12 protein-coding genes are annotated in these 15688 nt (G+C 50.0%); 10 read left to right on the plus strand and 2 right to left on the minus strand.

Translation table 11 applies throughout. The features are described from left to right. Positions 1-22 precede the first annotated feature (22 nt). The 4 genes from NYE54_RS04140 (at position 23) to NYE54_RS04155 (ending at position 5714) form a co-directional block, all read left to right on the plus strand. On the plus strand, positions 23-2038 hold the full coding sequence (locus NYE54_RS04140; protein WP_339273390.1) for an alpha-L-arabinofuranosidase C-terminal domain-containing protein: 2016 nt from the start codon (positions 23-25) through the stop codon (positions 2036-2038). Positions 2039-2268: 230 nt separating this feature from the next. After that, positions 2269-2766 carry a pyridoxamine 5'-phosphate oxidase family protein gene (locus NYE54_RS04145; protein ID WP_339270241.1) on the plus strand — a complete coding sequence of 166 codons (498 nt, stop codon included), beginning with the start codon at positions 2269-2271 and terminating at the stop codon, positions 2764-2766. A gap of 504 nt (positions 2767-3270) precedes the next feature. Continuing rightward, positions 3271-4569: a hemolysin family protein gene (locus NYE54_RS04150; protein WP_339270243.1), complete on the plus strand. Its 1299-nt coding sequence runs from the start codon at positions 3271-3273 to the stop codon at positions 4567-4569. A 77-nt stretch (positions 4570-4646) separates the two neighbouring features. Next, positions 4647-5714 (plus strand): hemolysin family protein, encoded by a 1068-nt coding sequence (locus NYE54_RS04155; RefSeq protein ID WP_339270244.1) that lies wholly within the window; start codon positions 4647-4649, stop codon positions 5712-5714. Between the two features lie 149 nt (positions 5715-5863). Here NYE54_RS04155 and NYE54_RS04160 read toward each other — a convergent pair whose 3' ends face one another. Then, entirely contained in the window at positions 5864-8980 is a 3117-nt protein-coding gene (locus tag NYE54_RS04160) for a glycoside hydrolase family 2 TIM barrel-domain containing protein (protein ID WP_339270246.1), read from the minus strand. Between the two features lie 277 nt (positions 8981-9257). Here NYE54_RS04160 and NYE54_RS04165 point away from each other — a divergent pair, with 277 nt between their 5' ends. The 5 genes from NYE54_RS04165 (at position 9258) to NYE54_RS04185 (ending at position 14097) form a co-directional block, all read left to right on the plus strand. Next, entirely contained in the window at positions 9258-9863 is a 606-nt protein-coding gene (locus NYE54_RS04165; RefSeq protein ID WP_339270248.1) for a TetR/AcrR family transcriptional regulator, read from the plus strand. A gap of 16 nt (positions 9864-9879) precedes the next feature. Next, positions 9880-10659 carry an alpha/beta hydrolase gene (locus NYE54_RS04170; RefSeq protein WP_339270250.1) on the plus strand — a complete coding sequence of 260 codons (780 nt, stop codon included), beginning with the start codon at positions 9880-9882 and terminating at the stop codon, positions 10657-10659. Positions 10660-10896: 237 nt separating this feature from the next. Further along, positions 10897-12081 (plus strand): acyl-CoA dehydrogenase family protein, encoded by a 1185-nt coding sequence (locus tag NYE54_RS04175; RefSeq protein WP_339270251.1) that lies wholly within the window; start codon positions 10897-10899, stop codon positions 12079-12081. A gap of 307 nt (positions 12082-12388) precedes the next feature. Next, entirely contained in the window at positions 12389-13162 is a 774-nt protein-coding gene (locus NYE54_RS04180; protein WP_339270253.1) for a hypothetical protein, read from the plus strand. A 167-nt stretch (positions 13163-13329) separates the two neighbouring features. Then, positions 13330-14097, plus strand: coding sequence for a MerR family transcriptional regulator (locus NYE54_RS04185; protein ID WP_339270255.1), 768 nt, complete (start codon positions 13330-13332; stop codon positions 14095-14097). 192 nt (positions 14098-14289) lie between these two features. Here the strand turns inward: NYE54_RS04185 and NYE54_RS04190 are convergent, their stop codons facing one another. After that, entirely contained in the window at positions 14290-15327 is a 1038-nt protein-coding gene (locus NYE54_RS04190; protein WP_339273391.1) for a YheC/YheD family protein, read from the minus strand. A gap of 190 nt (positions 15328-15517) precedes the next feature. Between NYE54_RS04190 and NYE54_RS04195 the strand changes: the two genes are divergently transcribed. Then, entirely contained in the window at positions 15518-15682 is a 165-nt protein-coding gene (locus NYE54_RS04195; protein ID WP_339270257.1) for a hypothetical protein, read from the plus strand. Positions 15683-15688 lie beyond the last annotated feature (6 nt).

Here is a 15688-nt window from a genome sequence, read left to right on the forward strand (position 1 = left end):
AATTCCTTTGGGAGGTTTTATGTTGAAAACGAACGCAACGATTACCATTAATTGCAGCCGAAAGAGCGATCATACGATCAATCCTTATCTGTTCGGGCATTTTGTGGAGGATATTCGGGACCATATGGAGGCGATGCTCGCGTTTCCGCTGAAGGACATGGATTTTGAAAGCGATGCAGAAACGAAGACACCGGTATCGGGAAGCTGGCGCCCCTATACCAACGGGCGTAACACCAGGTACGCGATGGAAGCCCCGGCACCCCGGCATTCGGGACGCGCCCAGCGCATCCGCATCCTGAGCGATGACGAAGCCTATGCCGGCATTGCGCAGAAAGCGGCATTAAAGGGTCCGATGAAGTATACGGTCCGGCTTGTTGCCCGCGCTTCCATTGAGCTTCAATACGTAACGGTCGATGTCGTGGACCGGCGCACGGAAGAAACGCTTGGACAGCTTCGCGTGGAGCTGGGCAGCCACAACTGGCAGGAATACGAGGGAGAGCTGTCCATAACACGCGCTTGCAGCGATGCCGAGATCCGGGTGTATGTTCCGGCCGAGCATCCAAGGTGGATCGATCACGTATCCACCGGCATGCTCTGGATCGATCACGTGTCTCTGCTGCCGATCGATAGCATTGCGATGGTGAAGCGTGAAGTGATCGAGATGACGAGAGGACTGAATGCGGGCATGATGAGGCTCGCGGGCAATTACATCAGCGCATACCATTGGGAGCATGGCATCGGCCCGGTTCTGGAGCGACCGGTCATGTACAATGAGGCTTGGGGAGGATGGACCAGCAAATATTTCGGAACGGACGAATTCATCCGCTTTTGCCGCGAGCTGCAGGTGGAACCTTTGATATGCGTGAACGATGGATCGGGTACACCTGAAGAAGCCGCACAGTGGATCGAATACTGCAACGGAAGCGCGGAAACGCCGATGGGGGCTTTACGAACCCAAAACGGCTTCCCTGAGCCGTATAACGTCAAGTATTGGGAAATCGGCAACGAAGTATGGGGCCAATGGCAGGTCGGCACTTGTACGGCAGACCGGTTTGCGAAGCGGACGATCTCGTTTGCCAAGGCTATGAAGGAGGCGGACGCTTCCATCGTGCTGCTGGCCTGCGGGCATTACGAGCAGGAATGGAACCGAACCGTGCTGGATCTGGCAGGCGAGTATATGGATTATTTGACACTGCATTTGTATCACGGCTACGGACCTTTCGGCATGAACCGCGAAACGCCGGCGGAGGAACGCTATAAGGCGATTGCCTCTTATCCCGAGTGGACCCGGCACCATATCCGTCAAACGACGGAGTTGATCCGATCCCAGTCGAAGCACAGCCACGTGAAGCTGGCGATCACCGAATACAACACGATGTACTATCCGAATACGGTGCGAAAAGGGCTGCCTAACGAACATACGCTGGGAGCCGCGGTGGCCAATGCCGCCAACCTGAACGAAATGATTCGCTGCAGCGACATGGTGCATATCGGCAGCTTCTCCGATCTTGTGAATGGCTGGCTTGGAGGATGCATCCGGGTCGGGGACTACTATGCGGATCAGTATTGCGGCAAGGAGCCCGGATGGAGCGGGCTTCCGCTCACGGTATACGGGACGCCGACCTATGAAGTGTTAAAGCTTTACGCGAATCGGGACGTCCGGCGTATTCTCCCCGTCCAAGCGGAATGCGGAACTTTCTCCGTGGCATCAAGCAAGAAGACGCCTGTGGAGCTTGGCGCGCTTTTGGACCTGGACATTGTGGCCGGGACGAATGACGACGGCAGCAAAGTAACCGTATTTATCGTTAACCGAAGTCTGGAGGAGGTAACGGCCGTGCTGGATCTGCAGGCCTTCGAGGCTTCCGGGGAAACGATCCTTTATGAAATCACCGGCAATTCTTACGATGATATTAACTCCGTATTCCAGCCGGATCATATTGTGTGCAAGGAAAGCAGGGTGCCGGTAGAAGCATGGCGCCAAGGTTACAACTTGCGGCCTTCATCCGTTTACGCGCTTGAATTCAAAGCGAGTGTATAGTGGCGGAAGGTACAGAGGAATGATGTAAGCTCCATAACAAATCGTTGCACCAAAAAAGTCGGACTGCGCTGGCAGTTTCCGGCTTTTTGTGGTGCAGGTGGATGGTTTAGGCTCCGCCTGGATCATGATAGATGACCCTGCAAAGGAAAACGGAATTATAAAGGATTCATCGTTTAACTTATTTTGGGGAAGTGTAAATACAGACTAAACACAAGGATGGGGTGATTCAGATGTCAAACGAAACCGTAGTGAACCAAGAAGCGGTCGAGACCGTGAAGGATATTATTAAGGATATTGAAACAGCGATGTTCTCCACGATATCGGAGGGCGGGATCAATTCCAGACCGATGCAAACGCAGGATATCGAATTCGACGGCGATTTGTGGTTTTTAACGAAAAGGGACACCAGCAAATATCAAGAAATTATGGCTAATCCCAACGTCAATGTCGCTTATGTCGGCAACTCCTATGTATCGATTCGGGGAACGGCCCAAGTCGTGGATGACCTTGAGCGGAAAAAGGCGCTTTGGAATGCGGCATATGAGAAGTTTCTGCAAACGTCCTACGACGATCCCAACATTATTTTGATCAAGGTGGATACAGATACTGCGGAGTATTGGGAAACCGGGAACAAAACGAAAACGGTGAAAGCCTTCTTCAAAAAAATGGTGGGCCAACAGCCGGAGGGTGACTCGGATATTAACAAAACCGTCGATCTCCATGGATAACGAAATACGTAACAACATGATGGAAAAACCGCAGGATCCAGCCACGATCCTGCGGTTTTTTCCTGTAAGTTGAACCAGCCTGCACGGATCCCTCTAGACGAATGCCATTATGGTTATGAATGGATGAACAATAGATGAAGCGTACATTTTAATACATAACAGGGTATATTTAGTACCGCCTGGGAATATACCTCATCAAACAAGTGAGAATTATGTGAATTCGTGCTGGGACCCGCCCTCAACCATAACGTGCAACTGGATGGTTTGAGGGCTGCCATGATATAATTTTTTCATAAATATGAAAAATAGATTCCAGGAGAGGAGGTAGTACATTGGGAAGGCGTTATTGCAAATGGATCAAATTGCGGAATTAGGCTGTAATATTCTCATCTGCGAACTACCTCTTTTTCATGGAAATATCGTATATAGACATGACCTGTTCTGATGCACAACATATGGCCTTTAATTCAATCTGGAGGTGAATCCCTCTGAAGAGGGAAATCATTGGACATTATTACCATCACTAATTTAATCATACTTGCCATACTGATTGCGTTGACCGCTTTTTTCGTAGCGTCCGAGTTTGCTATCGTTAAAATCCGCATGTCGCGGATCGATCAATTGATAACGGAAGGAAACAAAAAGGCGGTTGTTGCCAAAAAGGTAGCCGGGGATCTCGATTACTATCTCTCGGCCTGCCAGCTCGGCATTACGGTTACAGCGCTGGGGCTCGGGGCCATCGGCAAGCCGGCCGTTGAACGTTTCATGTACCCGGTATTCGATTGGTTTGACGTATCGGCTTCAACGGCCTCGATTGCCTCTTACGCCATTGCGTTTATTCTCGTGACATTTTTGCATGTCGTGGTGGGGGAGATGGCGCCCAAGACCTTGGCTATTCAATTCTCGGAAAAGACGACGCTGCTCCTTGCAGCCCCGCTGTATTGGTTCGGAAAGTTGATGTATCCGTTCATTTGGGCGTTAAATGGAGCCTCGCGCGTGCTGCTTCGCTTGTTCGGCGTGAAACCTACGCCCCATGAGCAGGCCTACTCGGAAGAGGAACTGCGCATCGTCATGGCGCAGAGTTTTCAGGGTGGCGAGATTAATGAGACCAAGCTGGCTTACATGGAAAACGTGTTTTCGTTTGATGAGCGGGTGGCTAAAGACATTATGGTACCGAGAACGGATCTGATCACACTTGATAAAGGCATGAAACACCCGGACATCGTCCGCATCCTGGATGAGCACAACTATACGCGGTACCCTGTCATCGAGGATGGCAGCAAGGATCGGGTGGTTGGCGTCGTCAACGTCAAAAAGATGCTGCCCCACATCGTGGCCGGACGAGACCGCAAGCTGGAAGAATTCGTTCTGGATCTCCCGGTCGTCCTTGAATTTACGCCGATCCAGGATGCCATGCTGAAGATGCAGCAGGAGCAGATGCATATGGCTTTGGTGATTGATGAATACGGCGGTACGGCGGGGATTCTGACCCTGGAGGATATCTTGGAAGAGATCGTAGGGGAAATTCGCGACGAATTCGATGAAGATGAAGTAGCGGATATCCGCAAGATCGGTGAACGGGAATACCTGATAAACGGACGGGTTCTCTTGGAGGAGCTTGAGAAGCGCTTCGGCTTGGTATTCGAGGATAACGAGGAGATGGATACGATCGGCGGCTGGATACAGTATCAGAAAGGCACGACGGCTCAAGACGGCGATGAGATCCAGCATGGCGAGCATGTATGGGCCGTAGCCGAAACGGATAATTTTCAGATCAAACACGTCATTCTCAGACACGGGTGATCAAGGGCATAGCGTGATCCCGTGTACATTCAGACCATAACTTTTTTGGAGGTGAATCCCTCGCAAGAGGGAAATCATTGGACGGAATAATCGTGTTAAATTTATTTTTGGTAGCTGTGTTTATAGGACTGACTGCATTTTTCGTGGGCGCCGAATTCGCCATCTTGAAGGTGCGGCTGTCCCGAATCGATCAATTGATCGCAGAGGGGAATAAACGGGCGGTCACGGCCAGGAAGGTAGCCCATGAACTGGATTACTACTTGTCCGCTTGCCAGCTTGGAATCACCATTACGGCCCTCGTGCTCGGCGCGCTGGGCGAACCGACCGTCGAAAGAATGCTGCATCCGCTGTTTGATCGATTCGACGTGCCGGCGGCGGTGGCAACGGTACTCTCTTATGCCATTGCGCTTGGGATCATTACGTTCCTGCACGTCGTCATCGGGGAACTGGCACCTAAAACATTAGCGATCCAATTTGCCGAGAAAATGACGTTACTGCTGGCATCTCCCTTGTATTGGTTCGGGAAGATCATGTATCCGTTTATCTATGCACTGAATGGAGCTTCGCGTCTTCTGCTTCGATTATTCGGCGTAAAGCCGGCAGGGCATGAAACGGTCCATTCCGAAGAGGAATTGAAGTGGATCGTGGATCAGAGTTACGAGAGCGGCGAAATTAACCAAACCGAAATGGGTTATTTGACCAATATATTTGCTTTTGAGGAGCGCACCTTGCGGGAAATCATGGTCCCAAGAGATCGCATCGTAACATTAGAACGAGGGTGGCCCCTTGCCAATATCCTGGAAGTTCTCGGCGAGTACGACTATACCCGTTACCCGGTGACGGAAGCGGGACGCGCAGAGGATTTCATCGGGTTTATCAATACGAAGGAGATGCTGACGGGCATAGCGGCCGGAAGAAACTGCAGCGTGAATGACTTTATTCATGACATGCCGCGTTTTCCGGAATCGTCTTCGATCAAGGACGTCCTGATCAAGATGCAGCAAATCCGCGTTCATATGGCCGTCGTCGCGAACGAATCCGGCGCGGCAATTGGGCTGGTGACGATGGAGGATATCCTGGAGGAAATCGTGGGCGACATTCGGGACGAATCGGATCGTCACGAGCTGCAGGGTGCACAGGCCTAAGCAATGGCGAATTAGCATCGGGCACGATCTAAGAATATGAAAATGCCATTTGCACCGTTCGGTGGTGAGAGGGCATGATCTTGAATCATGGAAAGAGCAGCTTCTAATCTTAGAAGCTGCTCTTTTTTGCTTTTGTTCTATAGACTAGGTCAGCGTGCTGCCCCCATCGTAAAGCCGAAGCTGTACGTGCGGTTGGAAGGCAGCGTGAATTCTTCATGGATCGGCGCTCCCCAGCTGTCGTCGCCGCCGACGCCCATCTGCTTGTAGTTGACGCGCAGGACGGTTTTATCGCTTGGTGGGAGCTTGTACGCATGGTCGCTGCCCTCCAGTTCCTCCGGCGTCCACGGCAGGGCGCATACCTCCATGAGGGAGGAGCTCTCGAATTCCAGGCCGTCCCCGCTATGCTCCCCGGTTAGCAGCGCGAAGCGCACATCCGTTTTGTTCCCGCACTCTTGAGGCCTCAGATAAGGGACGAACTGATCGGCGACCTTGCCCGCGTATCGGCCGATTTTGGCTCCTGTCTTCCGGTCCCAATAATTATCATGTGGTCCCCGTCCATACCAGCTGAGCATATCGAGACTTTCATCCAGCAAGAACAGCATGCCGATTTCCGGAATGTCAGGCAAGCCGCTGCCCGGGACAAAGGTTTCTTGCACGCGGATGGTTCCATCCGGGAAGATTCGATACTCCAAGGTCAGTCCGGATATAGGAGCGGTCTCGATCTGATAGTGACTGGTGACCACGACGGCAGGACCTTCTGCATGCCAGCTTAGAGCCAGCAGCTTCCGCTGATCATGGGCTGTTCTCCATACGCCGCAGCGTTCTGAGAGCCGGTTGCCCAGATCGTTATCCGTGACGGCTCGCCAGAAATTCGGTCTGGCGGGTGCCAGCAGGAATTCCTTACCGGATCGCGCGTAAGATGTCAGATCACCGGTGCCAAGGTGGAAGCGTAACGAAACGGCAGGACCCGTGATGAGGAGCTCTTCATCCGATTCGGTAACTTCTAGGATCTCCGCGTTTGAAAGAGAGTCTGTTTCCGATTGGCTCGCTATATAAGGCGTTAGCGCGAACTGCTCCCAAGCCTCTTCATGTCCTGCGGGTGCCCACTTGGTGCTCTCCTTCCGAACCAGGGAGACGGTGAGAATCGTTTCTTTTCCATCGTCCTCTATAGGAGAATAAGGAATCTTGATTTCGGTATGGTCACCGGGCTGGAGCGAGAGCTGGAGCGTGCCGGATTGGCTTTCTTCTCCGTTCAGTTGGATCTCCCATTTTATAAGATACTGATCGAGATTAGTGAACAAGAAACGGTTGCTGACCCGAATCCGGCCTGCAGCAGGGTCCAAACATTCGAACTTGACGTTCTGGTAGCATTTTTTCACTTCGTCCAGCTTGGGGGTTTTGCTGCGGTCGGCGAAGATCAGGCCGTTTCCGCTGAAATTGCCGTCATGCGGCGTTTCGTTAAAGTCCCCACCATACGCTAAATATTCGATACCATCGGCCGTTTGGGTGCGGATCGCTTGATCGATCCAGTCCCATATAAAAGCTCCCTGTAAAATGTCATACTTCTCAAACAGCTCCCAATACAGGTGAAGCCCGCCGCAGGAATTGCCCATCGCGTGACTGTATTCGCAAATGATGTAAGGCTTGCTCGGGTTGCTGATTGCATACTTCTCCACTTCCTGAGGTTTTGCATACATGGTGGACTCCATATCGCTAGCCGCCTCGGACGCCCTGTAATGAAAGATCCCTTCATAGTGAACGAGCCGTGACGGATCGGCCTCCTTCAGGAAATCGTGCATCGCAATGAAGTTGTCGCCTCCGAAGGATTCGTTGCCAAGCGACCAGATGATGACGGAGGGGTGATTCTTGTCGCGTTGAAACATCGAATTGCAGCGGTCCAAAACATTGTCCCGCCACTCGAGCTTGCTGCCGGGGATCGTTTCTTTCAGTTCCTGCTGCCCATACTCCCACGTTCCGTGCGTCTCCAGATTCGTCTCATCGATCACATATAATCCATATTCATCGCAGAGGTCATACCATACGGATTGATTCGGGTAATGGGAAGTCCGTACCGCATTGATGTTATGCGTCTTCATCAGCTCAATATCGGTGATCATGTCTTCGCGGCTAAGCGCCCGTCCGGTATCCGGGGAGAATTCATGCCGGTTCACGCCTTTGAACAGAATGCGCTGACCATTAATCCGCATCAATCCGTCCTTCAGCTCGAAGCGGCGGAAGCCGGTGCGGCAGCTTACGGCCCCAAGGCAAACTCCGTCCGTGTCCTTTAATGCCAGAACGACGGTATACAGATAAGGCGATTCCGCGCTCCATTTTTTAGGTTCGGGTACGTTCATGCTAAGGGTGAAGGTGCTCTCCTCCATAATGTAATCCGCTATGGTGAGCGTTTGTTTCCGAACCAGCTGACGGTCCTGGTCGTATAGAAGCGCCTCAAGCTGAAGCTTGTCCTTATCAATGGTTTCATGAAAGTAATTCGTAACGGTTGCATCGATCTCCAGCTCGGCATCCCGGTATTCGTCATCCAGAACCGGCCGGACGAAGAAATCGGAGATATGGATGGCAGGGACGGTATAGAGGTAGACCTCGCGGAAGATCCCGCTAAGCCTCCAGAAATCCTGATCCTCGAGCCAACTCGCATCACACCAGCGATACACTTCAACAGCCAATTTATTCTCGCCTTCAATCAGATAGGGGGTAATGTCGAACTTGGCCGGCGTAAATGTATCTTCGCTGTATCCGACCATCTCGCCATTCACCCATACATAGAAAGCGGATTCAACACCTTGGAAGCTAATATAAACGGGCTGTTCCTTCCATGTGTCCGGTACCGTGAATTCACGAATGTAGGAGCCCACGGGATTGTATCGTGTTGGCGCGAAGGGGGTTTTCAATTCAGGCTCCGATTCGGACCAGGGGTATCTAACATTCGTATATTGAGGATAGTCATAGCCTTGAAGCTGCCAATGGGAAGGGACGGGCATATCGGCCCAGCTGCTGGAATCATAATCGGTCTCGTAGAAATGTTGGATGCGCTTGTCAGGGGTTTCGGCAAATGCAAACTTCCACATCCCGTTCAATGACTGATACCAGGGAGACATGGAGTGGGCATGGCTCAGCGCCTCGGACTCCGACGGGAACGTCATCATGTAAGCATGGGCTTTGTGGCGGTTTAGCTGAAAAATATTCGGATTATTATTCCATTCGGGATAACCGTTTGCAGGTGCCTGGTAAATGAATTTGGTACGCAATGTGCTCAGCTCCTCCTAGATTATGGTTTCCTTCTACTGCCAGTATAGAGGTTAACTCGGTCCAAGAGTATAAGGAAGTTGCATTTTTCTATTAAAAACGACAGCCGGATTACACACCAGAGCGGTCAGCAGAGGTGAACAGAGCCTTTTTGCAGGAGACAGGCTGTATCTTGATGTGTGTGATCGCCTCTAGGCATTTCACGGTTTACATTGGAGAAGGTTTATGAAACAATAGTTAGTAAATGATCATTCACTAACCATAGGGAGGCAATTACGCATGGTAAGACCTCGCGAATTTCAAGATGAGGCTATCTTCTACGGTGTCTACCGGGCACTGTGCAAAAAAGGATACGGTCAAGCAGCATTAACCGACATCACGCATGAAGTGAATATTTCGCCGGCAGCCTTAATGAAGCGATTCGGTTCGAAGAAGAATTTGTTCCTGGCCTACAGCGATTATGTTATTGAATTAACCAAGCATGCCTTCCAGGAGGCCAGCCTATCCGATCAATCCAGACTTGATGCACTAAAGGCCGTGTTTAAGCATGCGGTTTTACATATGAAAGATCCTGTTGAATTGGCTAACCATACTTCCTTCTATCTGGAAGGGACGAATGATCCGGATTTGTTGGAGAAGACCCGGTACCGACTGCAGCTCATCGATGAGTTTACCCGGCAGATGCTCAGCCAGGCGATTACGAACAAAGAAATCGCTGAATGCGACGTGGCTATGGTTAGCAGGGTACTGCAAGCCTCCATCAGCGGGGCTATGATGATCTGGATTAAAGAATCAAACCGAACGTTGGATGAACTGTTTGATGAGTGCTTTCAGGTGATATTTGCTCCGTTATGGCATGTCGGTACGGAATCATTTCAAATATAGCAAGGAGGATGGTTATATGCCGATTTTCAAAGGAAGGGAAGTCGATCTGTACTATGAAGTAAAGGGAGAAGGAAAACCGCTTGTTTTTACGCATGGGGCCTCGTGGAATCATGAACAATGGCGGCCGCAAGTCGATTATTTCTCACGTCAGTATCAAACCGTCGTATGGGATGTTCGGGGGCATGGTTCGTCTTCCTTGCCGGACGGCAAGGTGGACTCGGAGGATTTTAGCAGGGATTTGGCGGATCTGCTAAGTCATCTGGGCATCGAGAAAGCGATCCTTTGCGGGTTATCCCTGGGTGGGCATATTTCGCTGCAGACTGCCGTTCGCTATCCTGACAAGGTTGCAGCCCTGGTACTGATCGGCACTCCGTTCACGAATGCGTTCAATTGGTATGAGCGAATGTTCGTGCCGCTAAATCGCTGGTCAAGTTACTTGATGCCGATGTCCTTATCGGGAAAAATGCAAGGGAAAATGCTATCCAAGTACAATCAGAGCAATCAAGCTTATATAGAGAAAGCCTTTCGTTCCATCCCGCATTCCAACTGGGTTCGGATATGGGATGCGGTGACCCGGATGGAGAGCACGCAGGATCTGCATAAGATCCATTGTCCAACCTTGCTTCTTCAAGGAGAGAGCGACACGATGATCCGAAGGCAGCAGGAATACATGCAGGAGAGAATTGCGAATTCGCGATTAAGAATCATCCGGAACGCTCACCATGCAACGAATTTGGATAACCCGGATGAAGTCAATGAAGCCATCGCTTCATTTCTGACAGAGAACGCGATGTAGACTATCCTATTTGCGTCTTGGATCCGCGTAGTTTCTGCAGCGCGGATTTTTTTGCGAGAAAAACTTCATCTAAACGCGGTCTGTCTTCTATGGATTCGGAATTCATACACTGGATATATCCGAACTAAAGGGGGGAGCGGCGATCGGTGAGCCCCTCATTGACACCCCAAAATAGGGTTGCTACAATTTTATGTATATATCTATCGGAATACAAGGGTTAGCAAGGAGGGGACGAACTTGAATCGATCCGGTTCCACAGATCCATTCATACGTAATGAACGCGAAGCCATGATCGCAACTCGGGCCGATAAGCTTGGAGCGAAATTCGCGGAAAGAGCTCCACGGCACGACTTGGAGGGATCGTTTCCGTTCGAGAATTTTGATGACTTGAAGGAGTCGGGCTATCTGAAGCTGACCGTCCCGGCATCCTTTGGAGGAGAAGAAGCCTCCGTATACGAGATGGTGCTTGCCCAGGAACGACTCGCCAGAGGTGACGGCTCTACGGCGCTGGCGGTCGGTTGGCATATCGGGCAAATACTCCAGCTGCGCCTATCCGAGGCTTGGCCGGAGCCTTTATTTGAGAGACTGTGCAAAGACGTTGTAGCTGAAGGCGTGGTTATTAATGAGCTGGCGAGCGAACCTGCGACAGGGAGTCCCAGCCGGGGCGGAAGGCCGGAGACCACGGCGCGGCGGGTGTCGGGCGGCTGGCGCATTACCGGACGCAAAACCTTCAGCACGTTAAGCCCGATCTTGAAGCAATTTGTGGTTACGGCAGGTATCGAGCATAGCGAGAAGGTCGGTGCGTTCCTCGTGCGCAGCGGGCCCGGGGTTAAGGTCGAGGAAACCTGGAATACGATGGGCATGCGGGCAACGGGAAGCCATGACATGATTCTGGAGGACGTGTTCGTGCCGGAGACGGAAGTGATTCGGGGACTCGATTATGAGAAACCTGAGTTTCCCGTATCGACGGAAGGCATTCTGCTTCACATCCCGGCATGTTATATGGGGATTGCTTATGCCGCACGCAATTTTGCCATCGATTTTGCCCGTCATCATAAACCGAATTCCTTGACGGTCCCCATTGCCGAATTGCCGAATATCCAAAGACATATCGCCCAAATCGAAGTGGATCTGCTTACGGCCCGCAGCTATTTGTATCAAACCGCCGACCGCTGGGACAAGGAAGTGGAGAACCGCGCTGCGCTCAAACCTGAGCTGGGTCTTGCCAAATATGTCGTGACCAATGCAGCGGTCCGGATTGTCGATCACGCCATGCGGATCGTTGGAGGATTGAGTCTCTCCCGGAATCTCCCGTTGGAACGAATGTACAGGGATGTCCGGGCGGGTCTTCATAATCCGCCGATGGACGATGTCGTGCTGACGAATCTCGCCCGTCGAGCCATTTCGGAAGTGGAGGAGTAGGGGAACTAAAGCTCGATATGATGGGATGAGGCCATTTCGAGAATAGTTGCTTATTGAATCGTGAAGGAATAACAGACAGGAACCGCTGAAGAGGCTGCCTCCGGCGGTTTTTTTCGTTGTCTTTTTGATTGGGAATAGCTATAAACCGCGTCCGCGATCCTGGTGAACACGGTATGTTGTGTCTAGCATTCAGCAAACCTTCAGCTTAGCCTAAGCCTGGCATAACGTTCCCCTAAGTTTACTTTCAGATTCCCTCTCTATACTTCAAATTGTAAGACAAACCATAACCCTAAAAGGAGAGATGAAGATGAATCCGATAAGTAAAAAAGTATTAGTAAGCAGCATGGCAGCAGCGATTGTGCTGGGGGGAGCCGGGTACCCTCAGAACAAGGCTTTTGCAGCGGCGAGCACGGACGCTTCCACCTCGGTATCCGAGGATGGACAGACGGGGACAGACTCATTGGCTGCGGATGCAGTGAAGAACCGAGCTGGAAAGTGGATGGATCGTAAAGCGGGTGGACCTCGCGGCGGTAACATCGTCAAAGAGACGGCCGAGGTCCTTGGGCTCACGGAGGCAGAGATCCGGACGGCGCTTAAAGCGGGCAGCACGTTTGCCGAAATTGCCGAAGACAAAGGAATGACCCAATCCGTGTTCGTGCAGAAGCTGACCGAGCTGGAAACCGCTAAGATCGATGAACGCCTGAGTGAAGGCAGTATAACGGAAACCGAAGCAGTCGAGTGGAAAGAGGGGCTGAGTGCCCGCCTTACGCAAATGGTAGAGAGCAGCGGAGTCGGTTTTGGAAAAGGTCATGGCAAAGGCGGCCGAGGTTTCGGCCAATTCGGGAATCCGGAGGAAATCGCAGCTTTGCTCGGATTATCGGAGGACGAGCTGAAGGCGGAAATGAAGGAAGGGCAATCGCTAGCCGAGATAGCCGCCTCGAAGGGGATTGCAGAGGATCAATTGGTTCAGAAGCTGAAGGATCAAATGACCGAGCCCTTGAAGCAGTGGATTAACGAGAAGCATACAGATGCCGATAAATCCGCAGCCGCTGCAGCGGATACGGAAGAGGAAGCGAACTAACATACTGAATGGGATCGTTGGGGAGACTGGATGATATTCTGTTAAGAATACATTCAGTTTCTTTTTTATTTTGTATGCTTAGGATGGCGGGTATCATTTATTTCGAGAAAAGTGTTGACCTTAACGTTACGTGAAGGTGTACATTGATGTTGTCAGGAGGTGAAACCATGGAATACACGGTGCAAAAGCTTGGAAAGTTGGCAGGAATAAGCACACGGACGCTCCGTTATTACGATGAGATTGGCATTCTGAAGCCGGCCAGAATCAACTCGTCAGGATATCGGATCTATGGGCAGGAGGAGGTCAATCAATTGCAGCAGATCTTGTTTTACCGGGAGCTCGGTCTTCACTTGGACGGGATCAAGGAGATTCTGACCTCGCCATCCTTCAACCGGACCAAGGCGCTCCAGGAACACCATGCGCAGCTCCTAGACAAAAGAAGGCAATTGGATTTGCTGATTACCAATGTGGAGAACACGATCGCCTCCGCCGAAGGGAGAAAAACCATGAGTGACCAAGAGAAATTCGAAGGATTCAAGCAGAAGCTGATTGATGATAATGAGAAGAAGTACGGTAAGGAAATTCGCGAGAAATATGGCGAAGAGACTGTAAATAAATCCAATGCCAAGCTGAAAAACATGACGCAAGCGCAGCATGAGGAAGTAACGCGTCTGACTGATGAACTGTACAAGACGCTGGCTGAAGCGTTTAAGCAAGGCGATCCTGCCAGTGAGCTGGCTCAGAAGGCGGCCGATCTTCACAAGCGCTGGCTCACTTATTATTGGAACGATTACAGTAAAGAGGCCCACGCAGGCCTCGCTCAGATGTACGTTGACGATGAGCGTTTTACCGCCCATTACGATGAGAAGCAGCCCGGAACCGCCAAGTTCCTCCGCGATGCGATTCTGATTTACACAGGTATGAATCCCTCGTAACAGGGATGAATAGAGGATTATCATATTTTTTGTAAAGGCCCTTCCACTGCGGTTAATCCGCCTCGGAAGGGCTTTTCATTTGGAATTTCTTGAGCATTTCATGCCAAGTTGTCTTTAGAGCAGAGGAAACTGATGTACGACCTCGTATTTCAGATAGATTTTATCGCGCATTTCACAGAGACTTATTATTTCTCAAGGTTGAGAGAGATAATAAGCATATTCCAATGGTCTACTATAAATTTTGCGTTTTATACTTTTAAGGTCTTTGTATATATTTTTTTGGGGTTTTCCGTTAAGTTCAATAATCCATAACTCTCTTTGCTCGTCTAACACAAAATCGACGCTCAATTCTCCCAATGAACCCATATGAATGTCTGCTTCATGTGCGGCCGTTACACTTACCTCATACAGAGATCGGAGGATTTTATTCATTTTCTCCGGCGAAAATAATCGCGGAAGAATTTCTGAAACTTCATAAATGCTTTCACACATACTCGTGTTAAAGTAATGTTCATAAGCCACTCTACATGTAATGATGGAAACCGTCCATTCTCCAAGAATATCTTTTTGAACAAGGACCCGGATATCAAAATACTGATGATCAAATTGACTCATATGGATCCCTTGCTGAACCATGTATTTCGTTAGTCCGAGAAGTTTATCCAATTTTTCCTGAATGCTTTCGTTTTTTCTGCAAATATATCTTGGAGCCAAGCTGTGCAAAGAGATGTGAATATCTCCATTATCCGTTAGTTCAACCCGATACACAGACTTCCCCTTAGATCCGTATAAAGGCTTAATGTATAGTAGTTTATATTTCTCTAATAGTTCTGATACATTCACTTCATTATATAAAAATGTGTCCGGCACATAAGCTTTAAGATCTGACTGTTGTAATAGGTTATAGAGATCCCATTTATTAAAAAAATTGATATTGTTGAAACATTTGTTTCTACCAATCGCCTTCTCTAGTCGTTGAATGGTTATTAATTTTTTGTTAAAACACCGGTTATAGACCACATGAGGAAATGGGAACGAACTTTGTTTCCATATGCCCTTTTTCAGGCTAAGTCCAATAATACGTTGTTCATCCCAAAGAATATCTGCCGGTGTAAAGGCGTAAAGTTTCAGGTTTAGATTGTGATAACGTTCATAAAGCTCCAAAATTCTTTTTCTGCTGTTCCTTTTAGCTACCAGAATACCTATTAAAGGGCCATTCTCCAATCTCATCACTCCCATGACTTCGATATCTCGTATTATCTAATGCCATCAGAGACATAATGCTATGGGACAAGAGCATAGGTGAACAGAAAATCAGCGATTGTAGTGCTCTATTTGCCTATATTTTCAGTTGATAGGTATTTGCCGTGTTTACCTTTTTAAGCTTTTAATATGATAAATTACTTTTGATAACAGGGAGATGAGACCATGGGAAGGTGTAATTGTCCACCAGGACCTCCAGGACCTCCGGGACCTCCGGGACCTCCAGGACCCCAAGGACCGCAATTGCTTCAAGAACTTGGAGGAGCAATTGCAGCAGCTGGACCCGCAGGACTTGCAGGAGCACTTGGACCAGCTGGATTAGAAGGAC

The organism is Paenibacillus sp. FSL K6-1330, assembly GCF_037976825.1.
In the GTDB taxonomy this organism is placed as follows: domain Bacteria; phylum Bacillota; class Bacilli; order Paenibacillales; family Paenibacillaceae; genus Paenibacillus_AQ.

Coding starts and splice junctions, on each gene's coding strand:
- NYE54_RS04145 (WP_339270241.1), top strand. CDS start 2,269: ATGTCAAACGAAACCGTAGTGAACCAAGAAGCGGTCGAGACCGTGAAG.
- NYE54_RS04165 (WP_339270248.1), top strand. CDS start 9,258: ATGGTAAGACCTCGCGAATTTCAAGATGAGGCTATCTTCTACGGTGTC.
- NYE54_RS04170 (WP_339270250.1), top strand. CDS start 9,880: ATGCCGATTTTCAAAGGAAGGGAAGTCGATCTGTACTATGAAGTAAAG.
- NYE54_RS04180 (WP_339270253.1), top strand. CDS start 12,389: ATGAATCCGATAAGTAAAAAAGTATTAGTAAGCAGCATGGCAGCAGCG.
- NYE54_RS04185 (WP_339270255.1), top strand. CDS start 13,330: ATGGAATACACGGTGCAAAAGCTTGGAAAGTTGGCAGGAATAAGCACA.
- NYE54_RS04190 (WP_339273391.1), bottom strand. CDS start 15,327: ATGAGATTGGAGAATGGCCCTTTAATAGGTATTCTGGTAGCTAAAAGG.
- NYE54_RS04195 (WP_339270257.1), top strand. CDS start 15,518: ATGAGACCATGGGAAGGTGTAATTGTCCACCAGGACCTCCAGGACCTC.